This is a genomic window from Prochlorococcus sp. MIT2302 (genome assembly GCF_059772385.1).
Window position 1 is genome coordinate 225,246 of sequence record NZ_CM186285.1, and the last position, 25,721, is coordinate 250,966.

Genomic DNA, 25,721 nt, shown 5'->3' on the forward strand with positions numbered 1-25,721 from the left:
ATACCTAGAATGCATGACATAAATGAAGTTTACAAGAGATTCAAATGCCACGGCGTAAAGATATACGTCGGATTTTGATACTAGGCTCTGGACCTATTGTTATTGGTCAGGCCTGTGAATTCGATTATTCCGGTACCCAGGCATGTAAAGCCCTAAGAAGCGAGGGCTTTGAAGTCATTTTAGTTAATTCAAATCCAGCTTCAATAATGACCGACCCCGAAACGGCAAATAGGACTTATGTAGAGCCTCTGACAGCCTCAGTTGTTGAACAAATCATAGAAACAGAACGACCTGATGCTCTTTTGCCCACGATGGGAGGCCAAACTGCATTGAATATTTCAGTTGAATTAGCAGAGTCTGGAATTTTAGATAAGTACAACATTGAATTAATTGGTGCTGATCTAAATGCAATTAAGAAAGCGGAGGATAGGAATTTATTTAAAATAGCGATGAATAATATTGGGGTTAACGTATGCCCATCTGGCATTGCTTCTGATCTTCAAGAAGCTGAAATAGTAGGAAATAAAATCTCTTCATTTCCCAAAATTATCAGACCTGCTTTCACATTAGGCGGAAGTGGAGGAGGTATTGCTTATAACCAGGATGAATTTTTAGAATTATGCAAAACAGGTTTAGATGCTAGCCCTGTTTCTCAAATACTTATTGAAAAATCTCTTTTAGGTTGGAAAGAATTTGAGCTGGAAGTTATGAGAGACTTATCAGATAATGTTGTAATTATATGCAGTATTGAGAATGTTGATCCTATGGGAGTTCATACTGGAGATTCTATTACAGTAGCCCCTGCTCAAACTCTAACTGACAGAGAATATCAACGTTTACGAGATTATTCAATATCAATAATTAGAGAAATTGGTGTTGCTACTGGTGGAAGCAATATCCAATTCGCAATCAATCCAATTGATGGTGAAGTTATAGTAATTGAAATGAATCCTCGTGTTAGCAGATCATCTGCTTTAGCAAGTAAAGCTACAGGTTTTCCAATAGCAAAAATTGCTGCTCTTTTGGCCGTTGGTTATAGATTAGATGAGATTATTAATGATATTACTGGTAAAACCCCCGCATGTTTTGAACCTTCAATTGATTATGTGGTTACTAAAATTCCTCGTTTTGCATTCGAAAAATTCTCAGGAAGTTCCTCAATACTTACTACCTCGATGAAGTCAGTTGGAGAGGCTATGGCAATAGGAAGATGTTTTGAAGAATCTTTTCAAAAGGCAATAAGATCTCTTGAGACTGGATTGAGTGGTTGGGGGTGCGATCGTGATGATGAAAAGCTTTCATCTGTTGAATTAGAAAGACAATTAAGGACCCCTTCTCCTGAAAGAATAATGTATATAAGATTAGCTATGAAGAACGGTCGCACTGATAATGATATATTTTCTTTCTCTAAAATAGATCCTTGGTTTTTGTCAAAATTGAGGAATATAGTAAATGCAGAGGAAAAATTACTTCAGTATAAAAATATTAACGATTTAGAGCCTAATTTCTTATTCAAGCTTAAACAAATTGGTTTCTCTGATCGTCAGATTGCATTTGCTCTAAATACTGATGAACTATCAATTAGATCTATAAGAACTTCTCTTAAAATATTACCTGTTTATAAAACAGTAGACACATGCGCCTCCGAATTTTCCTCAAAAACACCATATCATTATTCTACATATGAAAGACCAGTTTGCACCATTGATAAAGATGGAAATATAATCAAAAATATTAATCTAAGTGAAATTAAAAAAGATAATAAAAATAAAATTTTAATTCTCGGTGGAGGACCAAATCGTATTGGTCAAGGCATTGAATTTGATTATTGTTGTTGCCATGCTTCTTATCAAGCTCAAGAGGAAGAATATACAACAATAATGATAAATAGTAACCCCGAAACGGTCTCAACTGATTATGACACAAGCGACATACTTTATTTTGAGCCTTTAACCCTAGAAGATGTTCTGAATGTTATTGAATTTGAGGAACCCTATGGGATAGTTGTTCAATTTGGAGGACAAACCCCTTTAAAACTTTCTTTACCAATAGTCAATTGGTTGAAGAAACCCGAAAACACAAAGTTAAGAACAAAAGTATTAGGAACATCCCCGTTTTCAATTGACTTGGCTGAGGATAGAGAGCAATTTGATAAGGTTTTGAGAAAATTAAATATTAGGCAACCTAAGAATGGAATCGCTAGAACTTTCGTAGAATCTTTGGATGTCGCTAATAAAGTTGGCTATCCCTTAGTCGTCAGGCCCTCATATGTTCTAGGTGGTAGAGCTATGGAAATTGTTTATGAGCAAGATGAGTTGGAAAGATACATCAAGGAAGCAGTAAACGTTGAACCTGAACATCCAATTCTTATTGATCAATATTTAGAGAATGCCATTGAGGTCGATGTTGATGCTTTATGTGATGTCAGCAACGATGTTGTAATTGGAGGATTGATGGAGCATATTGAGCCTGCTGGAATTCATTCTGGCGATTCAGCCTGCTGCCTCCCCTCCATAACGCTATCTAGTGACTCAATTAAAACAATCAAGCGTTGGACAAAATCTTTAGCTATTGAGCTAAATGTCGTAGGTCTAATTAATCTTCAATTTGCTGTTAAAAGAGATGTTGAAGGTAATGAGATTGTTTACATTATTGAGGCTAATCCAAGGGCTTCAAGAACTGTTCCTTTCGTTTCAAAAGCCACGGGAATCCCTCTTGCAAAAATTGCTACTCAGCTGCTTTTAAGTAAAAACCTCAAGGATATTGGTTTAAATCAAGAACCAATTCCACCTCTTCAATCAATAAAAGAGGCGGTTATGCCGTTTAGACGTTTTCCTGGCTCAGACAGTGTTTTAGGACCAGAAATGCGTTCAACAGGTGAGGTGATGGGATCTGCTAATACTTTTGGAATGGCCTATGCAAAATCCGAACTCGCTGCCGGTGAGGGATTACCTACTTCTGGTTTTGTTTTCTTATCTACGCATGATCGAGACAAACCAGCATTGATTCCCGTAGCAAAAAAATTAATTGAATTAGGTTTTTCAGTTTTGGCAACATCTGGCACTTCTAAGTATCTCGAGAAATTTGGTTTAAAGGTTGAAAGAGTTCTTAAAGTTCATGAAGGAAGACCAAATATCGAGGATATGATTCGATCTGGAAAGGTTCAGTTGGTAATAAATACGCCAATTGGACGTCAAGCAATTTATGATGATAAATATCTTAGGAAAGCAGCTCTTGACTATTCAGTTCCAACTTTGACGACATTAAAAGGAGCTAGTGCTGCAGTGAAGGGAATTGAAGCATTGCAGAATCAAGTCTTATCCGTTTCAGCCTTACAAGATATTCATTCCTAAGCGATATTTCGCTTGAAAGGTTATTTAATTAATAGTAATATTTCTATTCTAAATATTATTAACCCTGTTGTGTTTTTTTTTCTGTAAATCCCTAAATAGTAATTTTGTATATGTTTTTTTAGTTCCTTTTTTTGTCGTTTTACGCAAAGCTCTATTACTACCTCATTAAAAATTCACCTTTTTTTCTAATTAAGACATACAATTATCTTCTTGCTTGATAATTTGAATGACCGCTACAGCTTCTTCTTCCCCAAAACTAAGAGTTGATACACGCGGAACTAACGAGTTGCCGCCACATTTAGATGAGAACCTTTTAACACCTCGTTTTTATGTAACCGAATTTAAGAAAGCTGCCAAGACAGAATTAACTGATGCTCGTGAAGAGTTTGAAGCGATGCTTTCAGAGATGAAGGCTGATTATAATTGCACTCATTTCGATAGAAAAGCAAGTTTAGATAGGCTGCAAGAATTACCGCAGAAGTCAAAAGAGGTCTATGAAAGTTATTTAGTAAGATCTGTTATCTCTGAGTTTTCAGGTTTCTTACTTTTTAAGGAAATTTCTAATCGCTTAAAGAAAGAAGGAAATAGAGATCTTGGAAAACTATTTCAGTTTTTAGCCAGAGATGAAGCTAGGCATGCAGGATTTCTCAGTAGAGCTCTTGTCGCTGAGGGGATTGAGGTTGATCTACCTCATTTAGGTGGGAAAAGAGCAGCAACTTGGTTCCCAATAAGTTGGGTTATTTACTCTGTATACCTGTCAGAAAAAATTGGTTATTGGAGATATATCTTGATGGATAGGCACCTTAAAGCAAATCCAGGAGAAGCCTTTGCTCCTTTGTTTGACTTCTTTGAACCATGGTGTCAAGACGAGAACAGGCATGGAGACTGTTTTACTGTAATGATGAGATGTTGGCCTGGAATTACTAAAGGTTGGAGAGGTAAGTTATTAAGTCGTTTTTTCCTTTGGAGTGTATTTCTAACTCATACTTTGACAGTTTGTGAGAGAGGTGAATTTTACGAATTATTGGGCATTGAGCCTAAAGAATTTGATGAGGAAGTTATAAAAAGAACAAATCACACCTCTAAAAATGCTTTCCCTTGGGTATTTAATCTTGAAGACGAAAAGTTTTGGGACTTGAGAAACAAAATTATTGAATCTTTTAGGGCATTTGTGTCGACAAAAGGGTTAACAAAGCCAGTCAAGTTCGTGAAATTTGTATCTTTAATTTTTAGGCAATTTGCATTGCCGATGGAAAAAACTAATGCATTAAGATACGACAAGGATGTTAATTTTACTGGTGGAGATATTTTGAATTTCTGGACTGATAAGTAAGATTTTTTGGGAATTTAAATATCAAAGGGATTTCCTGCTTGTGTATCCAATCCTTTGAAGTATTTCCCAAATTGAGCGTTATAAACTTCGTCCTCTTCTTGCGTTTCGCATTCCAATGGGCCTATTGCTTTGGAAACACATAATAATCCAAATCCCTTCTCTCGCAACTCTTTAGACAAGCCAATGCAAGCTTGTTGATCCATTTCACCTGAAATTATTTTAACTGCGCATTCTGAGCAACAACCGTTTCTGCATGAGAATGGGAGTTTATCACCGATTATTTGACCATTTTCATCTTTTGACTCGAAATTTCTCAAAATATATTCCCCTTCAGGAACCTCAAAGGTATATGTTTTACCTTCTTGCTTATGGTGAATTGTTATTTTGTGAACTGGTTTCATAAATATTTACTCTTGTGTCGATATGTCTTTTATTTCTGGTGGTTCAGGTGGCAAGCTTGCATGTTCCCAAAGCTCTTCAGTATTAAGTGTTTTTGTGAACTTCTCTCCACCAAAACGAAGCTTTAGCCAAGCTATTGTTGATGATTCTTCTGCAACAACAGCCTCATATCCTTCTTTGTCTGAGATATTGAATTTAATAACCAATGATGAATTTAAAAACCACATAGGATAATCAGATCCTTTGCGATCCCTTCTCTCGTGAAAAGATTCTCTTAGTTGTCCATTACCCTGCAACTGACCCTCTGGTGCAAGTAGTACGTTTAGGGCTTTGATCTCTGACATTAATTGAGGATCAGAAAAAGTTTGATCTTAGGTTATGTATTTCCTAGGACCTTAACTAAATAACCTTAGTAAAATGACCTACATTGATGCAAATGGTTTGATAGATCTTCACAAGATTTCCTTGTTTCCTTGATTAGCTTTCAAATTATTTAAAAGGAGTAAATATAGTTCCTTAATTGATAATTAATTATCTAAGCCTCTTTTTTAGGTGCCTCAGCCTTCGCTTTAAGAGCTTCAGCTTCAGCTGCTTTTTTTGCTTCTTCAAAATCAATTCTGTTTTGTAGTTGCCCTGAAGCTCTCATCCAATCATTTACACTAGCTTCCTTCCCAGCGGCTTCACATTCCTCTTGATACTTCAAGAATGGATACCAATGGTGAGTCGCATTCTTGGAATCTGTAAAATTAGTCAATTTCTTAAGTATTCAATGAATAGATTATCGCATCATATTTTCTTAATTTGGCATCATATTAATTTTTTATAGTAATAGTTCAAATCTTTCTCGTAATTATTACTCTTAGTTCGTTTTGTATGAAAATCTTATTTTATGAAACTAGCTTTTATTGGTCTTGGGTCTATGGGGAAGCCCATGTCTCAGCGCTTAATGGATAACGGCTATGATTTGAATTTATATCAGAGAAAAAAATTTAATAATGACGATGAAAGAAAATATTTTATTGATCCTGCAGAAGCTGTTTTTAACTGTGATGGCCTTTTGATTTGCGTTACTGATGACGATGCAGTTGAATCTGTTTTATTTGGCGCTAATGGTGTTTCAGGCTCATTAAAGCCTAATTCATTTGTTATCGATTTCTCTACAATAAGTCCTAATAAATCTATCTCAATACATAAAAGATTAGCTCAACAAAATATACTTTATGTTGACTGCCCTGTTTCTGGTGGTACAGAGGGAGCTTCTGAGGGTTCATTGTCTTTGTTCATTGGTGCAAGTAAAGAAGAATGTTTATCTTTTGAACATATATTTCAAGTGCTAGGTAAATCAATAAATTACTTTAATGGCGTTGGTAAAGGCCAACAAGTCAAAGCTCTTAACCAGATACTGGTTGCAGGAACATATGCAGCAGTTGCTGAAGCAATGGAATTAGGTAAATTGCTTGATTTGCCAATGGATGATGTAATTGATGCTTTAAAAGTTGGGGCAGCTAATTCCTGGCCATTAGAAAATAGATCAAAAGCTATGTTGATTAATAAACATCCCTTAGGATTTAAATTAGAGCTGCATAATAAAGATTTATCTATTGCTATTGATCTAGCGAAATCTATTAACATTGATCTACCAATTGCATCTAGAGTAAAAGAAATGGAGCAAAAGCTAATTCAAGTCGGCCTAGGTGAACTTGATGTTGCTGTTCTTCATAGATACATCTCATTAATAAAAAAATAAGACAAGGATAACTGTAATAGATAGACTTTGATTGCTTATTTGTTTACAATCTTAGTGAAGCATGTTATAGTAAATTTGATTATTGATATGTTAGAGCTAGGTTATGAATTTGGGAAAACAGCACGCAAAACTAATAAGGTTACAAACTAAAGCCGAATCTTGCTTGTCTCGTGATGAAGCGAAGAAGATTATTCGTAAGGCTGAAAAAGCTCAATCAAAAATCTCTGGATAATTGCTTAATTTATTAAGTCATCAAATATTATTCCTTCATGTTTTTTATATTTAATACTCCAAAGATTTGAGGATATTTTTTTTAATTTGTCTATTAAAGTATCTGTATTCCCTGTGTTAATCCAATCTGATTTGATTAACGGGAGTTTATTTTGCATACTTTCAAAACTAATTTCTGCTAATAATATGCCTGTTTCATCATTTGAGATTTTTAAATTACCTTCATTAGTTCTTTTAAATAACCTAAGCAATAAATCAAGTAGTATCTTTTCAGCTTCTTTTATTGGAGGTTGATTTTCAGAATCTACTCCAGTAAAAGTTTTTCCTCCAATAGGCATTAACCTTTTATTATTTTGTTCAGCAAGAGCAATCGCTATTAAATATTTTTGTTCTTCCATTTAGTTTTAAAACCTATCAATTTTTCTATGATTTGATTTTATCTGCTATTAACGCAAAAATGTTTTATCTTAATGTTGATGCATTTGACATTTAATTGCCTAAGAATCCAAGTAACTTGATCCTTGTAGATCAGCTGAGTAAATATTATCGAGTTGCAAATAAACAGCCGGGGTTTAAAGGCACTCTTAAGCATTTTTTTGATCGAAAGACTAATGATGTTCCGGCTGTTACTGATATAAGTTTCAAAATCACTCGAGGAGAAATAGTTGGCTTTCTTGGAGCCAATGGGGCAGGTAAAACCACATTATTAAAAATGATGTGTGGTCTTATTCATCCTTCGAGAGGCTTGGTTGATGTCTGTGGTTTTTCTCCTCAACGAAGGCAAACCGCTTTTCTGAATGAGATAACTTTGGTGATGGGTCAAAAGCAACAGTTGATTTGGGACCTTCCTCCAATGGACTCTTTGTATGTAAATGCTGCTGTGTATGGTTTGTCTGACTACGAAGCAAAAGAAAGAATAAATGAATTGGCCGATATGCTTGAACTTGGAGAAGAACTTACAAGACCAGTCAGAAAGTTATCTTTAGGACAAAGAATGAAAGCTGAAATACTTGTGGCCTTATTACATAAGCCATCTGTTCTTTTTCTAGATGAGCCTACTCTAGGACTTGACGTCAATGCACAGGCAAGAGTTCGTAGCTTTTTATCTGAATACAATAAAAGAACTGGCGCGACAATTTTACTAACTAGTCATTACATGGCTGATATTACAGCGTTATGTCCAAGAGTAATTTGTATTCACAAAGGCAAGCTTTTTTACGATGGCGATCTTGATTCGCTTGCTAATTCATTATCACCCTCACGAGAGGTAAAAGTTGAATTGAAAAATCCATGTATAAGAGATCAATTTGTTAAATATGGTGAGATTCAAGATTTGAATGATCGTTTTATATCTTTGTTAGTTTCAAGGGATAAGTTAACAGAAGTAGTAAGTAATCTTTTAACTGATTTTGATATTATAGATTTAGAGATTAGTGACCCTCCTATTGATCAATTGATCGGAGAATTATTTAAAAAAGGAGAAGTCAATTGAGAATATTTGGATTGTCTTTCAAGGTTATTAAGACTTTACTTACAACACAATATGCATACATGTTGGAATATCGCATCGAAATAGCTTTGTGGGCTCTTTCGGGGGTGCTTCCTTTTATAATGTTTTCCCTTTGGAGTCAAAATGAAGTTGGTAATACATTTGGTCTAAATGATATTGGCTTGGCAAGATATTTTCTGAGTGCTTTTTTGGTTAGGCAGTTTTCTGTCGTATGGGTTGTTTTTTCTTTTGAAGAAGACTCACTCTCCGGTCGATTATCACCGTATTTACTTCAGCCTCTGCATCCTCTTTTGAGATATGTAGCGGCTCACTTAGCAGAGCAGGCAACAAGACTACCTTTCGCAATAGCTATCGCCATAACTTTTTTCATACTAAATCCTTCATCTTTTTGGATCCCTCCATTATCTCAAGTGTTTCTTGCATACTTATCAACTCATTTGGCTTTTTCTATTGCATTTCTTCTGCAAAGTTTAGTTGCTGCTCTTTGTTTTTGGACTGAAAAATCCAGTTCTCTAGAGAGATTAATATTTGTTCCTTATCTTTTTCTCTCTGGTTTATTAGTACCCTTATCAGCCTTTCCTTCTAATGTTCTAAAAGTTGCAATGCTAACGCCTTTTCCTTATCTAATTAATTTTCCAGCAAAGATTTTATCAGGCATGCCAGTTAATATATTTAATGGTTTTTTAGCTCAAATATTGTGGATCTCAATTCTCATTCCTTCAGTTAATATTCTTTGGAAACTTGGTGTAAAAAGATATACAGCTATGGGAGCATAATATGTATCGTTATTTTAAAACAATTAGATTATTTTGGTCTACAGCTTTTGCATCTCAACTTGAATATCAATTAAATTTTTTAATTGAGTTGCTAGCTATGTTGGGTACACTCTTGGGAAGTGTGTTTATATTATCTCTTTTCTTTACTGGAGGAAGACAATTAGGAGATTGGACTTGGGAATCGGCTTTAGTTATTCAAGGTGTTTATACCTTTTTAGATGGTTTAACAAATGCTATTTTACGACCAAATTTAACCGAAATAGTCAATTACGTTAGAGAGGGTACTTTAGATTATGTATTGCTAAAACCTATTGATAGTCAATTTTGGTTATCAGTTAAAAAGTTTTCTTTTGCAGGGTTACCTGAAATCATTTTGGGACTTTCTATTGTTTTCTGGGCGTCTATCGAAACTGGCTCCTCTTTTTCAATTTACTCCCTATCTGTATTCATTATTTCCTTATTCATCGGTTTTGTTATTCTTTATTCAGTCTGGTTCCTAATTGCTGCAAGTAGTATCTGGTTTGTTAAGACATGGAATGCAACAGAGGTACTTAGAGCTTTGTTGGCTGCAGGTAGATATCCCATTTCAGCTTACCCAGTTATTTTGAGATTCATATTTACTTTGGTTTTACCTGTAGCTTTTTTAACCACTTTTCCGGCTGAAGCAATTTTAGGTGATCTTAAATTTAATATATTATTATTTGGTTTATTATTAAGTAGTTTGTTTTTTATTCTTAGTAGATTATTCTGGAAGTTTGCTCTTAAACACTATACTTCTGCTTCAAGTTAATTAAAATAAATATTTTTTATTTTTAATTGTATTTATAATTTATGGATTGATTTATTGCCCAATACCAAAGAATGTATTGATTACGAATAATAAACTAAAGATTGTGAGGAATGAAATTCCAAACCAACAAATTGTTTTTAGAACAAGGCCATAACGAAATTGACTTTTTACTAGTGGACTATTCATTGTATCCATAGCCATCCAGGCAAAGAGAGGAGCTGATAGAAAACTACCGGTCATAGCCCCAAATACATAGTCTTTAACTCCAATCCCGCCAGATTTGGCAATCAAAAGTGCACAAAGCGATGCAAACACATGAAATATGATCCATTTTTTTAGACGTTTCTTTTCTGTCAAAGTAGTGCTATTTCCTTTGTCTGAGCGAGTTATCAAGCCATGAGCTGATGAAATGCTTCTTGGATATGCGTCTAGACATGTAAGCGTGGTACTAAACATAGCTGCAAAGGCTGCAGGAACAATTATCCACTTTGCCCACCCACCAATAGATTCTGTGTATAAACTTATTAAATTCTGAGCAAAACTAACACCTGAACCTGTAAGCATCTCATCGCCAGTGCCGTACATTGTGTAGGCACCAAGAGTTAGAAAGAAAATAGCAGTTATAACTGTGATGAAATATCCAAGATTGAAATCAAATTCTGCCTCTCCCAAACTAGCGGTATGTTCTGTCTCTTTAGCTCTAGAAAACATCCATAGTGATGGCCATATACAAAGTTCTACTGGACCAGGCATCCAACCCATCAAGGGAATTAAAAATCCTAAGTTTGAGAGGGTCCATGGAGAGGGATTGCTATTTAATAATGAGAGATTGATATCTCCTGCAGGTCCTTTTATTAATAAGGATATAACAGCAAAAAATGTTAATAATGTAAGCAAAAATACAAGAATCTTGGAAATCCTATCAAGGGCTTTATATTGACCTATAAATAATATTAATGAACATACTATTAAAATACCTATTGCTAAATCTAAAGTAGGGAAGGATGAAAAAATTACTATATTTTTTAATAGAAGACCCGTTACAAAACTAACTGCGGAAATAGTAAATGTACCAGTAATTAATCCAACTATTAAATATAATGGCAAATAAAATTTATTACGTTTTTGAAAGCCCTCTAAAAGCGATAGTCCAGTAACAGCTGTAAATCTTGTACCGACAAGTAAAAATGGATATTTGACTAAATTTGTTAATAAGATTAGTCCAATAAGCGTAAATCCAAATTTAGCTCCCGCTGTAGTAGATGACATCAGGTGAGATCCGCCTATGCATGCTGCAGCTAAAAGGATTCCAGGGCCAAGACTTTTTCTATAACCATTGTATTTACTTGGAACTACTTTTTCCATATTTTTTAGAAGTCATTTTATTTTCGCAATAAAAATAATTTTTTCAATTTAAGTACATAAAGGTTATTATTTATAGCAAGATATCATTTTATTAAACTAGCCTTTCTAAATTCTATTTATTGCCAAGGTTCTATAGACTTTTCGTAATGACTAAATCAGTAAATCTATATTTAGCGTCAGGTGTAAGTGAGGGTAAAGGCTTTTGGCTAGTTAACTTTACTGATGAGGAAGATATTTACAATTCTCTTGGGACTAAATTTCTTGAGTGCTATAGAAAGGAGTTATTTGGTCTTGAAGGAGCAGTTGAAGTTAAGGAAGCAATTAATACAACCTTAGATATTCTCTCTTACTATTCACAATTAGATCGATTTAAATTAGATGGTTCAAATACAGCTTATTCTTCTGAGATTCCTATTTATCTTATGGAGGATATCTTTGATCTATGGGCATATAATTATAATAATCAAATTATATGGAAAAAATACATTGGTATATTGAACTTTAGAAAAAAAATTAAAACAAAAAATAATTATATTAATATAGGATTAAAAGGAGATACTTATGACTTTGCTATTAAATTAGAAGAATTACTAAATTTTAAACCTTATAATTCATCATATAGAAAAGATAGAAATAATGAATTAATGTGGTAAAAATTTAATATCCATTTTCGTAAATATCTTGAACTATAAGATGTTTATTTTTGACTTTTTTAATAAGGGAAGTTCAGAAGAATGACTTAGTGAAACAACATGAAATAAACCTTTCCCTGGAAATCAATAAACTCCATGAAATTTTTTTATTTTTTCAGCGAATATATATATAAAATATCCATAATTCAAAAACTAAATACTGTAAACTTATTTTTTATTTGTATCTACTATTTAACCTTAAGGTGTTAGCTCTAAAACTTCCTAGATAAACTGTAATAACCCATAAAGCCACCTATAGTTATTATTCCAGCTATTGGAGCTGACAAATTTAATGGGGTCGCCCATTCATGAACCATCAATGAAGCCAACATAATTAAGTATTAATAGATAAATGTTAAAATACTACATCTAATATTGATTTGTAATTTTAGTTTGCAATAATTCACAACTGTATTGATTTAATTTAAGATTATTTTTTTTATTGCGTTTATTCTTTAGATATAAATATTTTTAATTTGATTTTATCCACTAATTATTTTTATGATTGCTCTCGAATATTTTGACAACTTGTGCATATATTTTTCCAAATAACCATGAAATAACAATTAAGCTAATAATACCTAGAATTATTGTTACGGCTGATATGCCTGCGTCATTTGGACCATAATTTATCGCTGGGTCAAATCCTTCCACTATAATTTTAATTGATTTTCTACATATTAATATTTTTTTTGACTCAAATCCTGAATTTTAACTTTTTTAAATCTGAATATATCAAATTAGCTTATAGTTGAATTATGTATAATAAATATTATCTTTAATTATATTTATGAAGTGGGAATATCATGTAGTTCATCTAAATGTAGATTCTTCATCAAGTAAAAATGAGGAAGCGAGCAACCCTGAGGCTGCAAGCGAAAAACTTAAAGGTTCACTGAGTGCAGACTTTCTTAAGGATCAATTCCCAGAACAGTTCCAAGAAAATGAAAGTTCCGAGCATCCTGCTATTCAACTAAGTAAATTTCTAAATAAAAAGGGGTTGGATAGATGGGAACTTTCAGAAACAATTAAAATTGGGAATATGTTATTTCTTATTATGAAAAGGCAAGTTGATTAGTAGTTTATAAAATATCTTTCATCGTAAATATTATCCAGTTAATTAGATTTATTGGATTTGTTATTGTTTTAATATTTCTATTTCCATTTATCATATAAGTCACTTTATACTTTCCTAGTATAAGATCACTATTTTTGGTATTATTGTATTTATTAGTCTCTTTCAAGCTATATTCTTGTCTTGTTTGTTCATTTAATTCGGTGTTGAAAATCCAAATTTTTTGATTATTTTCAGTCATTAATACATATCCAATACCCATCCCATCTGTCATTTTATAATCAACAATTTCTCCATTAATCATTTGAGGTAATTTATCCAATAATTTGCTTGGCACTAGATTTTCTATTTTTGACTTGTCTACTTTTATCTTTGCCCCAATTGGTATTAGTGGATTTACTTCCATTATGAATAACTTTAGATTTTACTAAATTAACATATTTTTTGAATCAATGAGTTAACATTCCATTTACTAATAAGCCCTTTGTGTGTTGGAAAGCCTCTTCTTGTCTTTAAAAACCTTTCCTTTCGCTTTTGTCTTCCTTTTTCAAGCTTTCAGCTTCTTCTTTATTTGAATAATTTATTTTGATATAGTTAATTCCAATTATTGTAAGTCTTATAAAGACAAAAGCCGTTGCTATGAATCCTATTAAGACAAAAGTTGATAAGAGTGCAGATCCTAGATCTATTTCAGATAATTCGAACATGTGAATAACTCTACTAATTTATTTAATCTTTTATAAAACATATTTTTATTCAAATATAAATTCTAAATAAATTTTAATTTATATTGGTTACAAGACATCCGTAGAAAAATTTTTCTAATGGATGCATAACTGAAATAGGAATATAAATTGAAAATGAATCAAACTCAATTTAAAATCCCACTTTCAAGCTTAAGGCCTTACACAGTTCATTATAGAAACTGTGATAATCAACGTCTTGAGAATTGCTTTTATGCATGCGATGCATATGAAGCAAGATTACTTGCGATGGAATTTAATAGGTATATTCATGAGCATCCAAACTGTATTGATCTTATTAGAAGGGAAATGATTACGAATATTTAGATCATTCAAAAAAGATTTTTTTGTATAAAATATTACATTTAGATTTGTATGTTAAATAATGATGTTGTTTCTCAAATCTTCTTGGGATTAATATCATTTTTATCTAATTTCATTTCCGCGTTATCTGGAGGAGGCGCAGGCTTAATACAACTACCAGCTCTCATATTTTTTGGTTTACCTTTCTCAAAAGCTTTGGCAACTCATAAAGTTGCTAGTGTTGCGCTAGGCATTGGGGCTTCAGTCCCACACTTGAAAAAAAATAGTTTACAAATAAAATATGCGTTTTTGATATTAATTCCCGGTATACCTGGCGTTTTATTAGGGGCGTATACTTCTTCCATTTTACCTAATAACTTTTCTACTACCTTATTAGGTTTTTTAACTTTGTTTCTTAGCTTTTATTCAATAAAACAGAAAAATCTTGGCAGTTCAAATACAAAAAAACGAATTAATAAGTTAAAGATACTAATTGGAATATTAGGCCTTTTTATAATTGGCTTCTTCAATGGCTATCTTTCTTCTGGTACTGGACTATTCGTGACGATTTGGATGATAATAATATTTGATTTAAATTTTCCTATCGCGGTTGCTTATACCTTAGTATTTGTTGGAATTTTTTGGAATGGTATTGGCGCACTTTCTTTGGGTTTAAAGGGGAATATTATTTGGAGCTATATACCTACCTTGATTTTAGGTTCGCTTTTAGGTGGTTATTTTGGAGCTTATTTGTCAATAATTAAAGGGTCCAAATTTATTAAAGTTATTTTTGAATTAGTTTCTTTTTCTGTAGGAATTTCATTACTAATTAAAGCTTTTGTATAAGTATTAATTTGTTCATGTTTTTTTAAGCGCACCCAGCCTTTTTTAAATCATCTTGCAATTTACTTTCACAGTCTAAAACTCTTGCCCAGCAAGGCAATTGCTGCTTAACAGGTGATTCAAGGAATTTATTGATTGCGGGTCTTAATAGTTTTCCAAAAGTATGAACTGCTAGTTCTTCTTTATGTCGACTGTAAGGCAATTGGTTTACTGAGGAATCTAAACTAAATTGTTTAACTCTATCTTCACCTGCTCTTCGATATAAAACCTCCAAGTTTGCTAATTGAGAACTTGTAAGTGTTCTTGCTTCATGTTCCATCAATCCCCTTAAAACACTGGAAAGAATTTCCGTAGACATTTTTTGGAGACCTTCGTTAGCCTTTGTACCTATTTCTTTGTGTTTGTGGTCGAAAATACCCAGATCAACTTGTGCGATTCGTGATATACGTACGTTTTTATAAACCTCTGATAGAAGCCCTATCTCTAACCCCCAATCACAAGGAATTCTTAAATTCATTGCTAAGTCTGTAGTAAAAGCAAACTCTCCAGCCAGCGGATATCTAAATGATTGTAAATATTGAAGGAATGGAGCATTGCCCATCAATTGCTCCAAACTTGATAGAAGTGGACCTACAAATAATCTCGTAGCTCTCCCCTGTAGTGCATTTGTCTCAAGAGATAGGCGGCTGTAAAAAGCTTTTACATATGAAATCCCATTGGATTTTTCCAGTAAAGGACCCAACATTCTTGCTGGATAATTGGAGTTGAATGTTCTGATATCAGCATCGAAAAGTGCTACGACTTCTGAACTTTTCGTGGCAACACCAACTCCTTGCCATACGGCCCATCCTTTTCCTGGAACACCTAATAGATCTAATCCGTTTTTTTCTTGGTCTTTTAGTAATTCAATAACCAATGGGCTATTTGTCCATTGGACGTGAACTGGATATGGCATTTCTTTAAAGAAATCTCTTGCCTTCTCGACCTCGTCGCGATTACTAGCAGATAGGGCTATGACAAGTTGATTTAAATTTTTTAACTCGTTTAGCGTAGATCTTATAAGCTTTAATGCTGGCCTACTGAACTCTTCGAATAGGCATGGAATAAGAATTGATGTTGGTCGTTTTAAGAGGTCTTTATTTAGTTGAGTTACTGGATCTTTTGCTAATCCGTACTCATGAATAGTTGTGATTAATCCCTGCTGAAAGTCCATTCAAGATAAAAGTTTTACAGATTCAAGGTGGGAGCTACGATGAGGTAGAGAAGATTGTTTTCCTTTAAAGAGTGTCTGTGTTGGATAGTGAATTAGCTGAGCTGAAATTGTCTCTCAGGGAAATTTATCCTGACCACTCTGAACAAGAAATCAATTCAGTGTGGTCACAATTGTTGCAGATACTCGATCCATTTTGTGTTAACCAGGAGATTAAAGAATTAGAGATCAAATCAATTTGGGATTCTTCAAGTGTAGTTTTGATTACTTACCCAGATTCAATTTATAGGAAAGATGAATCAACTTTAAAAACATTAACTGAATTCGTAAAAAATAGATTAAGTGGTCTTTTCTCAGTCATACATGTTTTACCATTTCTTCCTTCAACAAGTGATGGAGGATTTGCTGTCTCAAATCATGAAAAAATTGAAGATGCTTTTGGTAATTGGAATGATTTAAAGAATTTATCAAATAAGCACAAAATAATGGCAGATCTTGTTTTAAATCATGTCTCTTCTTCTCATCCATGGGTGCATCAATTTATAAAATCTGAGGATCCTGATAAGTCGTACATAGTTGCTCCTTCTGAGACTGATATTTGGGAGAAAGTTATAAGGCCTAGAAATTCATCTCTCTTCACTAACGTCAATACTAGAAAAGGCCTTAGGAAGGTTTGGACAACATTTGGACCAGATCAAATTGATGTTGATTGGAGAAATCCACATGTTTTTCTTGAGTTTCTGAAACTATTAGTTAGATATATATCAAATGGGGTTGAATGGATTCGGCTTGATGCAATTGCATTCGTTTGGAAGGAGCCATATACGACTTGTTTACATTTAGATCCAGTACATTCAATAGTTAAGCTTTTAAATAAATGCTTAAAAATTATTAAACCTTCAGCTGTATTAATTACCGAGACTAATGTTCCAGAAAAAGAAAATCTTTCTTATTTGGTTGATGGTAATGAAGCCAACCTTGCTTATAATTTTACGTTGCCTCCTTTATTATTAGAAGCTATTTATACTGGTAAAACTGATTTATTGAATAATTGGTTATCTAATTGGAATGAGTTGCCCAGGGATACATCTCTACTCAACTTCACTTCTTCACATGATGGGATTGGATTGAGAGCATTAGAGGGAATTATGGACGATAATAGAATTCATAATCTATTGGTTGAATCAGAGAAACGCGGAGGATTAGTTAGTCATCGCCGGCTGTCAAATGGACAAGATCAACCTTATGAATTAAATATTAGTTGGTGGAGCGCGATGTCTAACGAAGGCCCTGATAATACGGTATTTCAATTTGAACGTTTTTTGTTAAGTCAGCTTTTTACTTTATCTATAAAAGGTGTTCCAGCCTTTTATCTTCCAGCTGTTTTAGCCTCCCCTAATGATCTTGATTCTTTTAGGAAAACTGGTCAAAGAAGAGATTTAAATCGAGAAAAATTTGAAGCAAGCAAATTACTTCTGACACTTAAAAACTTTGATTCTCCAGCTAGTAAAAATATTTCATACCTCACTCATATAGTTAAGGTCAGGTCAAGGCTTAAAGCTTTTCATCCGGAGTCGAGTATGAAATCTATCTCTACAAAAACAGCTAATTGTGTAATTCTTCAAAGAGGTTTGGCTGAAGACAGTGTTTATATTATCTGTAATATGTCTCGCGAATTTTTAAGTATTTCTCCATTAACTGAATTTAATTTAATAGATTTAGGTCCTCAAAAGCGTTTACTAGATAATATTACAGGTTCTTATTTGAGTACTGATACTTTCACTCTTAATCCATATCAAGTAGTTTGGCTTACATTAGCTGATTAGCCTTATGAAAAATAATTCTAAATATTGGATAGTTACAGATCTGGATGGGACATTAATGGATGAAGACTACGATATTTCTCCTGCAAACAAAACATTGAAAATGTTGGCTGAATTGAATATTCCTGTAATACCTTGTACAAGTAAAACTGCTTCTGAAGTTAGATATTTTAGAAAAGAGAATGCATTGATAGACCCTTTTATTGTAGAAAATGGAGCGGCTATTTATGGATATTATGAACAAAATACATCAGAATGGGAATTGATCTTAGGAAAAAGCTATAAGGAATTAAAAATTATATTATTTAATATATCTAGGAAAGTTAACTACCACTTAACCCCATTAAATGATTTAAGTATAAAACAAATATTTGAACTCACTGGTTTGTCTGATCAAGGTATTACCAGAGCTCTTGATAGGCATTGGAGTGTTCCTTTCTTAAATCCTCCTGATGATATTTTTGAAAAAGTAAAACTTATTTGTGATTCTTATAACGTTCATGTTTTTAAAGGTAATAGGATGAGTCATTTGCTTTCCAGTGAAAGTCACAAAGGCCAGGCCGTTAATAAACTAAAAGTTTATCTAAAGAACAAGGATGTAAAGATTATTGCACTTGGTGATTCGCAAAATGATCTCCCTTTGCTTGAATATGCTGATATTTCTATTGTTATTCCTGGTAAAAATGGACCAAATAAGTATTTACAGAATGGTATTGATAATGGTTCTTTTCGATTAGCAAATGCTCCTCACGCACAGGGATGGTCAAATAGTGTTGAGGATGTAATTAATGAATTTAAGGTTTTATGAAAGAAAACGGTATTAATTATGATCTAAATTATATCTTTCCTAGGGATTTAACGAAAGACTTTCTTTTTTCCCTAGATACTTATGGTTTGTTTCTTGAAGCACTTTCTATTAATCCTTCACTCTTTTATAAGAAATGGTCTGATCTTAATGTTCAATCCAATATTGATAAATATTGGAAACCAAATCAAAAATCAGATTGGAAATGGTCTCTAACTTTTCCATTTTTTTCTCTTTTAGAAAATTATACAAATACTATTAATAAGCCAATAATAATAGGTTTTTCTGGGCTACCTGGATCTGGAAAGACCACTCTCGGATTTTGGATTGATAATGTAGCTAGAGAACTGTCTTTAGATATTAAAGTTATATCTTTAGATGATTTTTATTTGCCTTCTCAAGAAATGGATATTGCAATTAAGGGTAATCCATGGAATGTTCCTAGAGGTTTTCCAGGTAGTCATTCTTTAGATTTATTGCATCAATCATTAGACACTTTTTTAGAAACAGGTGTTTTAAGCAGTCCTGCTTTTGATAAGTCTTTAAGAGACGGAAAAGGGGATAGATCAGGTTGGTGTGACTATCAACCTAAAGTTTTAATCTTAGAAGGATGGTTTGTTGGTTGCGTTCCCGTTTCAGATTTATTTAAAATTGATTATTTGGATCAGGATGAATTTAATTTGTCCTTGAGCCAGTCTGAAAAGGATTATCGTGCTTTGATACAAGAATCATTAGTAGAATATAGTGAAATTTGGAAAAAATTTCATAAAATATGGCACCTTAAATCTTCAGAATTTAATAATACAGTCTTGTGGAAATCTAATCAAGAAAATGAAATGATTAAATTAACAGGATCAGGTTTAAATGGTAATAATTTATCAAATTTTATACGTATGATTCAAACCGCAATTCCACAGCAATCTTTATCACTTATTAACTCAGATACGTCTGTCGAAATCAATCAAAATCGTCGCATTAAAAAATTAAATTCAACTAAATATCATTTTTAGTAATTAATATATATTAATTAGTGTTTGATTTGATTTTTATTATTTTGTTTACTCGTTTTATCTTTTGTTAAACTTTTATCTTTTAATCTACTTACACACTATTATCATTAAATATAAATCTTACACATGCCTATAAAATGGCTTCATATATCTATTTGATTCAAAACGGCGATTTATTCAATATTGGTTTTACTAACAACCTTGAACGCACAAGAATTGATTTAAGACCTGGAGAATTGATAGCTTTCTTAATTACCGAAAAACCTGAACCGATTATTAAAAATCTTAGGAAAACATATATTGATTACAGATTACCTGGTTCAGATTACTATCGACTTGCTAATTCACAGGTAAAAGAATGCAAGTCTCTCCTTGATGGAGATGGATCTAATAATTATTTTCAACCTTTTCTCAAAGGTCCAAGTTTAGTTATATTCTTTATCCTTTCTTGGCTGACACTAACGTTTATCATTATTGAGTTTGCAGTAGATCCAATACTTAGTAGATTTAGCTGATAGGTACTTTTTTTAATAGATTAATTATTTATAAAGATTTTTAATGTAAAAAAAATTGATTTTCTTGTTAGATTGACTTCAAATAAATTGTTTAGATTGATTTGAATTTATCTAATTTTTTAATTTTTGTAGCAGTACCTTTCGTTGTCTCTGCCGTTTTTTTTGGCACTAAGAATGGATATTACAATAGTGATGATTATGAAGGAGATGGATGTGCTCATGATGTACAGAGATGATAATTTTTACTCAATTCATAGCAATTTTTACGATTTCCTTTAATTACTCGAATTTTTGATGCATGTCCATTTGCTGTCAAATTGCCATACAGGTTTGTAGATATCATTCTCGATTTTCTTTCCAGCTTCCATACACATCCTTTCAGACCCAATAGGAATAGCAAATAATGATGGACTTGTGATCCCACTTACTTGTGGTTTTCCTCCAGGACCTTGTCTATAGCTGCCTATTACTAACCAGTAATCTGCTTTAGCCTTTCCTTGTAATCCAGCCAATGATGTTAGAACAAGAATTAATGAGAATATAAATTTTTTACCCATGATTTATTCATGAAATTATATCTATACTAATTGAAAATTAGAAGAAATTAGCGAGTTCCTATTTTTTTATTTTGAAAATATGCACGAAGACATTAGTCCTTATTTATTTGTTTACCTTAAATCAATTTTCTTAGGAATTGTTCAAGGTCTTACTGAGTTTCTTCCCATTAGTAGTACAGCTCATTTAAAAGTTGTTCCTTATTTTTTGGGATGGAATGATCCTGGCGTCTCTTTCTCAGCTTCAATACAATTAGGAAGTGCAGTTGCTATTATTTATTATTTTCGACATCAGATTAGTTCAATTATTGTTTCCTTTCTTTTGAATTTTAATCAGCGTAAAGTTTTAAAGGACGATAATACTAGACTTGCCACTTTTATTTTTATCGCCAACATTCCAATATGTATTTTTGGGTTTTTTATCAAATTATATTGGCCCTATTTTTCTGATTCGAACTTAAGAGGTTTATTTGCCATAGCTATTACATCTATTTTAATGGGATCATTCTTAGCACTTTCGGAAATTTATGGTACAAGAAAAAAACTAATTAATGATATTAATTTAAAAGATATTATGTTGTTAGGCCTTGCTCAATCACTTGCTTTAATCCCTGGAGTATCAAGATCTGGTATTACTTTGACCTCAGCTTTATTTTCTGGAATTGAAAGAAAAACTGCAGCTCGACTTTCTTTTCTGGTTGGGATCCCAGCTATTTCAATTTCAGGGCTAGTTGAATTTTTTACTCTATTTAGAACATTATCTGCAACAGATATTTTACCTACAGTTCTTGGGATTATTTCATCCTTCTTTTCTTCATTATTTGCTATGGACCTGCTTCTGAAGTTCTTAGCTAAAAATAATACTTTTATTTTTGTCTATTATCGTTTAGCTTTTGGTTTCTTTATATTATCAGCTTTATAAATTTAAATTCTCTATATTCCTTGGTTTAATATTGATTTATGATATTTATTTGTTCTTGATGAAGTCTTTAACTAATTTATTCATTGTTTCTTTTGGGGAGATTGATATACCACCATATCTCTTTGCATTAATTATTTTTTTAAGTTTTTTTGTTTTTCTTGCAGTTTTGATTAGTACAACGAAATTAATCCAATCTTTAGTCAACGACACTGATTAGTAATACATTTTTCTAGTCTATCGGAACGGCGGGATTTGAACCCACGACCCCCACTACCCCAAAGTGGTGCGCTACCAAGCTGCGCTACGTCCCGTTTTTTTAAATTATCACAAGGTCTTGCTGATAGTTCCATTTTTTAATGATTTCCATTTAATTCTATTTTTAGTCTTTCTATTTATTCGTCTAATGAGTGAATTCCTATTTTCATTAGAATATCCATAAATAGATAGTCTTTTAGCCATTAATCTTAACTCGTAGATATTCATTTTTGAGAATATTAATTCAGTATCGTTTTCCCAGGCATCCCCCTCATTTGGCAAAATATCTTTATGTTGCGATGCTTCGATTGAATAGATTAACTCTGCAAAGTATTCTGGAATAATTACAATTAAAATTGCAAGAATATTGTATATATTTATCCTGGCTCTTTCTAAATTTTTTTCTAATTTATTATTTTTCATATTTCTTTATAATATAATTAAAGTTAAATATAGTTTTCTTTAGCTTGGATAAGCCAATTCAGTATTTAGTGAACTATCCATCCATTGAATTGTGTTTTCTTGTTCAATTTTTTGAGATTTGAAGCTAAACACTAAGAAAAATACTAGTAACAACGTAGCTAATATTATTAGCAAAACCGTTTTATCAGGTAATTGATCATTCATTATAAATTTGATTCGATCTGTGCATTATCGCCTCTAAGAATACAATGACTTATATCCCAATTATAGTTGGTCCAAACTTTTTCATTTAGTTTAAAGTTTGCCCCACTAAAGTCTTTAAATTTCACCTTGGTTGGCATGGCTGAGCAGTATGGTCTGCTACCAGGCTTTGCTAGATATTGTTGATGATAATCCTCAGCAAAATAAAACTTAATTCCATTCTGAATCTCTGTAGTGATTTCTCCAAATCCATTATTTGATAACTCTTTTTGATAACTCTTTTTGCTTTCTGTTACTTTAGCTAGTTGTTCTTTGCTTGTTGTATAAATCGCAGATCTATATTGGCTTCCACAATCATTACCCTGACGATTGCCTTGTGTTGGATCATGGCATTCCCAGAATAATTTTAATAGATCGCTTAGATCAATTTTATTATTATTCCAAACAACTCTTACGACTTCAGTGTGACCTGTTAGGCCAGAACATACTTCTCTATAGTTCGGATTTTCCCTCTCTCCCCCAGCATAGCCAACGGCAGTATTTACTACACCTGGCAGCCTCCAGAAACCTTTCTCTGCTCCCCAAAAACAGCCGCATCCAAAAAGTATTTCTTCCTCAGTTTCTTTTGGCTGTGAGTGTAGTTCAGCTTTTAATATTGTATGAAGCACTTTCTTATTTTGTATTTCTGTACTTCTTTTAGAATACAGCTTCCCTATTATTAATGTTAAATATTCACCGATTTTTTTAATCATAATCTTAATTTATAGTTTCTATTTTTATATGATTAATTAATGTAGTAACAAATGCAAATAATAAGAAAGGAAGGCTTAATACTAGGATTAAACCAACACCTAGGAGAGCAAAAACAGGTCTTGATGAACCCATTAATGCAAGGCCTGCAGCAAGACTTACAAAAATCACACCCATCCATGCGAGGACTTGTATGTAAATATCACCAAATGCAAGATCGCAAATAAGTTTATATTTTGTTAACGCGCTCATGATTAAATAATTATTTCTATGAAATATTTCTAATATCTTATATCTAAATTAATATAGATTAATTAAAAAAATATAATAAGTAATGATTAATCATCTGACTGAAGTTGCTCTTTAGCTTTTTCTCTTTCCCACATGCTTTTATATAGACCCTCTTTCATAATTAAGTCTTTATGAGTGCCTTCCTGAACAATTCTTCCTTCCTGCATTACTAATATACGATCACACGATGCCGCAGCTGAAAGTTGATGACTAATCATTAGGACAGTTTTATTGTACTGGTTTTTTATTGTTTGAAGTATTGCTGAGGCAGTTTTGTTGTCGACACTTGCTAAGGCATCATCAAGAACGATTATTTTTGAATTTACCAGTAATGCTCTACTTAGTGCTGTTCGTTGTCTTTGCCCACCGCTGAGAGTTATCCCCCTTTCACCTACAAGAGTTTTAAAACCATCAGGAAAACCTTTTATGTCCTCTGTCATTCGTGCTTCATAAGCTGATTCCTGTACTCTCGATATTGAAGCATTTGGATTTCCGTATCTAATATTTTCTGTAAGTGTTTCTGTAAATAGATATCCCTCTTGAGGCACCAAGGCAATATTGCTTCTTAGTTGCTTTAGCTTTAAATCAGTGACATCATTGTCATCCAAAAATAATGTCCCTTCTTTAATGTTTATCATTCTTCCTAAAGCTCTTGCCAAGGTGGTTTTTCCGCAACCTACAGGTCCTACTAATGCAACTATTTCTCCTGGACTTATTTTGAATGAAATTTCATTTAGTATTTTCCTAGGAGAATCTTCATAATTTATTGATAGATTTCTAGCTTCTAATTTGCCTAAAATAGGTTTAGATACATTGACCGAGTTATCTTTGTCTTTAATTGTTGGTTCATGCTTTAAAAGTTCTTCTACTCTTTCTAAACTTACTTGCCCCAATTGAAAAGTATTAAGTGTAAAACCTAGTAGGGCCGTTGGGAAAACTAGTCTTTCTACATAGAGAATTAAAGCTACTAACCCTCCTACTGTTAGACTTCCGCTGTTTAATCGACCGCTCCCAATCGCAATCAGTAAAAGCAACGAGATTGAGGATAAACCTTGAAGAAGTGGAAATAAAGTACTTGCAGTTCTTGCTAGGTTAATTGCAGCATCTCTATATCTAGTATTTAATTTATTAAATTCTTTTTGTTCAGCTTCTTCTTGACCATAAATTTTGATGGCGCTAATCCCAGATAGATCTTCTTGGATTAATTCACTTAATTCTGATAAAGCTTCTTGTTGCTTCTTTCTTTGCTTAACCATCCTTCCACCGAATAATCCTACGGTGCCAAGCAAAACTGGATAGACAGATATTGCAAAAAAGGTTAAAAGCGGATCTATGCTCAACATTGCTGGCAATGTGAAAGTGTATGCCAAAAAAGTGTTTGTAAGACTAAGAACCGTAAACCCAAGCAATCTTCGAATGTTTTCTAGATCACTGGTGGCTCTTGTTATTACTTCTCCAGTCCCAATAGTTTGAACCCATCCTGGATCTTGTTCCAGCATGCGATCAAATAATTTTTGTCTTAATGAAACTTCTACTTGTCTACCAACTCCAAATACGAGTTGCCGTGATAATAACCTTGCTCCTCCCATTACTGTCGCTAACAGTATTAACCATGTCGACTTATTGAAAACATATGAAAATGTAAATCCTTCCTTTAGATCATCAACAATATTTCTAACTTCCATAGGTATGGCAACACTTAAAATATTTACAAAAATCAGACAAAAAGCGCCTAGTATTAGTTTCTTCTTATGTGGTCTTAAGTAGTTTTTTACTAGATCTAGTCTCAATGCAGCCATTCT

At 32.8% G+C, this 25,721-nt stretch carries 31 protein-coding genes and 1 tRNA gene; 16 read left to right on the forward strand and 16 right to left on the reverse strand.

Annotated elements, in window-relative coordinates; genetic code table 11:
- The first annotated feature begins 44 nt into the window (after positions 1-44).
- A complete protein-coding gene (carB, locus tag AC6EI2_RS01175) occupies positions 45-3,353 on the forward strand; it encodes a carbamoyl-phosphate synthase large subunit (RefSeq protein ID WP_498462610.1) in 3,309 nt (1,102 codons plus the stop codon).
- A gap of 226 nt (positions 3,354-3,579) precedes the next feature.
- Positions 3,580-4,686, forward strand: a complete 1,107-nt coding sequence (gene acsF / locus AC6EI2_RS01180; RefSeq protein WP_498462611.1) for a magnesium-protoporphyrin IX monomethyl ester (oxidative) cyclase — start codon at positions 3,580-3,582, stop codon at positions 4,684-4,686.
- 14 nt (positions 4,687-4,700) lie between these two features.
- Here acsF and AC6EI2_RS01185 read toward each other — a convergent pair whose 3' ends face one another.
- The 3 genes from AC6EI2_RS01185 to AC6EI2_RS01195 form a co-directional block, all read right to left on the reverse strand.
- Positions 4,701-5,087, reverse strand: coding sequence for a 2Fe-2S iron-sulfur cluster-binding protein (locus AC6EI2_RS01185; RefSeq protein WP_498462612.1), 387 nt, complete (start codon positions 5,085-5,087; stop codon positions 4,701-4,703).
- A 6-nt stretch (positions 5,088-5,093) separates the two neighbouring features.
- Entirely contained in the window at positions 5,094-5,429 is a 336-nt protein-coding gene (locus tag AC6EI2_RS01190) for a hypothetical protein (RefSeq protein WP_498462613.1), read from the reverse strand.
- Between the two features lie 191 nt (positions 5,430-5,620).
- Positions 5,621-5,839: a hypothetical protein gene (locus AC6EI2_RS01195; RefSeq protein WP_036907367.1), complete on the reverse strand. Its 219-nt coding sequence runs from the start codon at positions 5,837-5,839 to the stop codon at positions 5,621-5,623.
- Between the two features lie 135 nt (positions 5,840-5,974).
- On the opposite strand from AC6EI2_RS01195, the gene AC6EI2_RS01200 reads away from it, so the two are divergent.
- Entirely contained in the window at positions 5,975-6,832 is an 858-nt protein-coding gene (locus AC6EI2_RS01200; RefSeq protein ID WP_498462614.1) for an NAD(P)-dependent oxidoreductase, read from the forward strand.
- Between the two features lie 236 nt (positions 6,833-7,068).
- Here AC6EI2_RS01200 and AC6EI2_RS01205 read toward each other — a convergent pair whose 3' ends face one another.
- Positions 7,069-7,461: a DUF8680 family protein gene (locus AC6EI2_RS01205; RefSeq protein WP_498462615.1), complete on the reverse strand. Its 393-nt coding sequence runs from the start codon at positions 7,459-7,461 to the stop codon at positions 7,069-7,071.
- A gap of 95 nt (positions 7,462-7,556) precedes the next feature.
- Here AC6EI2_RS01205 and AC6EI2_RS01210 point away from each other — a divergent pair, with 95 nt between their 5' ends.
- The 3 genes from AC6EI2_RS01210 to AC6EI2_RS01220 are packed head-to-tail and all read left to right on the forward strand — an operon-like array spanning position 7,557 to position 10,139.
- Positions 7,557-8,555, forward strand: coding sequence for an ABC transporter ATP-binding protein (locus AC6EI2_RS01210; protein ID WP_498462616.1), 999 nt, complete (start codon positions 7,557-7,559; stop codon positions 8,553-8,555).
- Positions 8,552-9,349, forward strand: coding sequence for an ABC transporter permease (locus AC6EI2_RS01215; protein WP_498462617.1), 798 nt, complete (start codon positions 8,552-8,554; stop codon positions 9,347-9,349). The genes AC6EI2_RS01210 and AC6EI2_RS01215 overlap by 4 nt, the downstream gene beginning before the upstream one ends.
- Position 9,350: 1 nt before the next feature.
- Complete coding sequence (locus tag AC6EI2_RS01220; protein ID WP_498462618.1) at positions 9,351-10,139, forward strand: ABC transporter permease; 789 nt, start codon at positions 9,351-9,353, stop codon at positions 10,137-10,139.
- 51 nt (positions 10,140-10,190) lie between these two features.
- Here the strand turns inward: AC6EI2_RS01220 and AC6EI2_RS01225 are convergent, their stop codons facing one another.
- Positions 10,191-11,504, reverse strand: a complete 1,314-nt coding sequence (locus tag AC6EI2_RS01225) for an NRAMP family divalent metal transporter (RefSeq protein ID WP_498462619.1) — start codon at positions 11,502-11,504, stop codon at positions 10,191-10,193.
- 146 nt (positions 11,505-11,650) lie between these two features.
- On the opposite strand from AC6EI2_RS01225, the gene AC6EI2_RS01230 reads away from it, so the two are divergent.
- Entirely contained in the window at positions 11,651-12,157 is a 507-nt protein-coding gene (locus AC6EI2_RS01230; protein WP_498462620.1) for a josephin, read from the forward strand.
- Positions 12,158-12,685: 528 nt separating this feature from the next.
- Here AC6EI2_RS01230 and AC6EI2_RS01235 read toward each other — a convergent pair.
- A complete protein-coding gene (locus AC6EI2_RS01235) occupies positions 12,686-12,850 on the reverse strand; it encodes a hypothetical protein (protein WP_498462621.1) in 165 nt (54 codons plus the stop codon).
- A gap of 136 nt (positions 12,851-12,986) precedes the next feature.
- Between AC6EI2_RS01235 and AC6EI2_RS01240 the strand changes: the two genes are divergently transcribed.
- A complete protein-coding gene (locus tag AC6EI2_RS01240) occupies positions 12,987-13,274 on the forward strand; it encodes a hypothetical protein (RefSeq protein ID WP_498462622.1) in 288 nt (95 codons plus the stop codon).
- 4 nt (positions 13,275-13,278) lie between these two features.
- On the opposite strand, the gene AC6EI2_RS01245 is transcribed toward AC6EI2_RS01240, so the two are convergent.
- Together AC6EI2_RS01245 and AC6EI2_RS01250 are read right to left on the reverse strand one after the other, a co-directional pair.
- Positions 13,279-13,677, reverse strand: coding sequence for a DUF2862 domain-containing protein (locus AC6EI2_RS01245; RefSeq protein ID WP_498462623.1), 399 nt, complete (start codon positions 13,675-13,677; stop codon positions 13,279-13,281).
- A 106-nt stretch (positions 13,678-13,783) separates the two neighbouring features.
- The gene (locus tag AC6EI2_RS01250; protein WP_498462624.1) at positions 13,784-13,978 is read right to left on the reverse strand and encodes a hypothetical protein; all 195 of its coding nucleotides are present in this window, start codon (positions 13,976-13,978) and stop codon (positions 13,784-13,786) included.
- Between the two features lie 153 nt (positions 13,979-14,131).
- Between AC6EI2_RS01250 and AC6EI2_RS01255 the strand changes: the two genes are divergently transcribed.
- Together AC6EI2_RS01255 and AC6EI2_RS01260 are read left to right on the forward strand one after the other, a co-directional pair.
- A complete protein-coding gene (locus tag AC6EI2_RS01255) occupies positions 14,132-14,341 on the forward strand; it encodes a DUF8647 family protein (protein WP_498462625.1) in 210 nt (69 codons plus the stop codon).
- Between the two features lie 48 nt (positions 14,342-14,389).
- Entirely contained in the window at positions 14,390-15,163 is a 774-nt protein-coding gene (locus AC6EI2_RS01260; RefSeq protein ID WP_498462626.1) for a sulfite exporter TauE/SafE family protein, read from the forward strand.
- A 22-nt stretch (positions 15,164-15,185) separates the two neighbouring features.
- Here the strand turns inward: AC6EI2_RS01260 and AC6EI2_RS01265 are convergent, their stop codons facing one another.
- Positions 15,186-16,373, reverse strand: coding sequence for a glycosyl transferase (locus tag AC6EI2_RS01265; protein ID WP_498462627.1), 1,188 nt, complete (start codon positions 16,371-16,373; stop codon positions 15,186-15,188).
- Between the two features lie 71 nt (positions 16,374-16,444).
- Between AC6EI2_RS01265 and AC6EI2_RS01270 the strand changes: the two genes are divergently transcribed.
- The 5 genes from AC6EI2_RS01270 (at position 16,445) to AC6EI2_RS01290 (ending at position 20,759) form a co-directional block, all read left to right on the forward strand.
- Complete coding sequence (locus tag AC6EI2_RS01270; protein ID WP_498462628.1) at positions 16,445-18,196, forward strand: sugar phosphorylase; 1,752 nt, start codon at positions 16,445-16,447, stop codon at positions 18,194-18,196.
- A 4-nt stretch (positions 18,197-18,200) separates the two neighbouring features.
- Positions 18,201-19,001, forward strand: a complete 801-nt coding sequence (yedP, locus tag AC6EI2_RS01275; RefSeq protein ID WP_498462629.1) for a mannosyl-3-phosphoglycerate phosphatase-related protein YedP — start codon at positions 18,201-18,203, stop codon at positions 18,999-19,001.
- Complete coding sequence (locus AC6EI2_RS01280) at positions 18,998-20,008, forward strand: nucleoside/nucleotide kinase family protein (RefSeq protein ID WP_498462630.1); 1,011 nt, start codon at positions 18,998-19,000, stop codon at positions 20,006-20,008. Before yedP ends, AC6EI2_RS01280 begins: the two co-directional genes overlap by 4 nt.
- A 137-nt stretch (positions 20,009-20,145) precedes the next feature.
- On the forward strand, positions 20,146-20,523 hold the full coding sequence (locus AC6EI2_RS01285) for a GIY-YIG nuclease family protein (protein ID WP_498462631.1): 378 nt from the start codon (positions 20,146-20,148) through the stop codon (positions 20,521-20,523).
- Positions 20,524-20,624: 101 nt separating this feature from the next.
- The gene (locus AC6EI2_RS01290; protein ID WP_498462632.1) at positions 20,625-20,759 is read left to right on the forward strand and encodes a DUF8629 family protein; all 135 of its coding nucleotides are present in this window, start codon (positions 20,625-20,627) and stop codon (positions 20,757-20,759) included.
- Positions 20,760-20,798: 39 nt separating this feature from the next.
- Here AC6EI2_RS01290 and AC6EI2_RS01295 read toward each other — a convergent pair whose 3' ends face one another.
- On the reverse strand, positions 20,799-21,080 hold the full coding sequence (locus AC6EI2_RS01295; protein ID WP_498462633.1) for a hypothetical protein: 282 nt from the start codon (positions 21,078-21,080) through the stop codon (positions 20,799-20,801).
- Positions 21,081-21,159: 79 nt separating this feature from the next.
- Between AC6EI2_RS01295 and AC6EI2_RS01300 the strand changes: the two genes are divergently transcribed.
- Positions 21,160-21,999 carry an undecaprenyl-diphosphate phosphatase gene (locus AC6EI2_RS01300; protein WP_498462634.1) on the forward strand — a complete coding sequence of 280 codons (840 nt, stop codon included), beginning with the start codon at positions 21,160-21,162 and terminating at the stop codon, positions 21,997-21,999.
- Between the two features lie 45 nt (positions 22,000-22,044).
- Here AC6EI2_RS01300 and AC6EI2_RS01305 read toward each other — a convergent pair whose 3' ends face one another.
- The 6 genes from AC6EI2_RS01305 to AC6EI2_RS01330 form a co-directional block, all read right to left on the reverse strand.
- The gene (locus AC6EI2_RS01305; RefSeq protein ID WP_498462635.1) at positions 22,045-22,209 is read right to left on the reverse strand and encodes a hypothetical protein; all 165 of its coding nucleotides are present in this window, start codon (positions 22,207-22,209) and stop codon (positions 22,045-22,047) included.
- 27 nt (positions 22,210-22,236) lie between these two features.
- A tRNA-Pro gene (locus AC6EI2_RS01310) sits at positions 22,237-22,310 on the reverse strand.
- A gap of 13 nt (positions 22,311-22,323) precedes the next feature.
- Positions 22,324-22,677 carry a hypothetical protein gene (locus tag AC6EI2_RS01315; protein ID WP_498462636.1) on the reverse strand — a complete coding sequence of 118 codons (354 nt, stop codon included), beginning with the start codon at positions 22,675-22,677 and terminating at the stop codon, positions 22,324-22,326.
- Between the two features lie 203 nt (positions 22,678-22,880).
- Complete coding sequence (msrA, locus tag AC6EI2_RS01320; RefSeq protein WP_498462637.1) at positions 22,881-23,630, reverse strand: peptide-methionine (S)-S-oxide reductase MsrA; 750 nt, start codon at positions 23,628-23,630, stop codon at positions 22,881-22,883.
- Positions 23,631-23,634: 4 nt separating this feature from the next.
- Entirely contained in the window at positions 23,635-23,880 is a 246-nt protein-coding gene (locus tag AC6EI2_RS01325; protein WP_498462638.1) for a hypothetical protein, read from the reverse strand.
- Between the two features lie 86 nt (positions 23,881-23,966).
- Positions 23,967-25,718, reverse strand: a complete 1,752-nt coding sequence (locus AC6EI2_RS01330; RefSeq protein WP_498462639.1) for an ABC transporter ATP-binding protein — start codon at positions 25,716-25,718, stop codon at positions 23,967-23,969.
- Between the last annotated feature and the right edge of the window lie 3 nt (positions 25,719-25,721).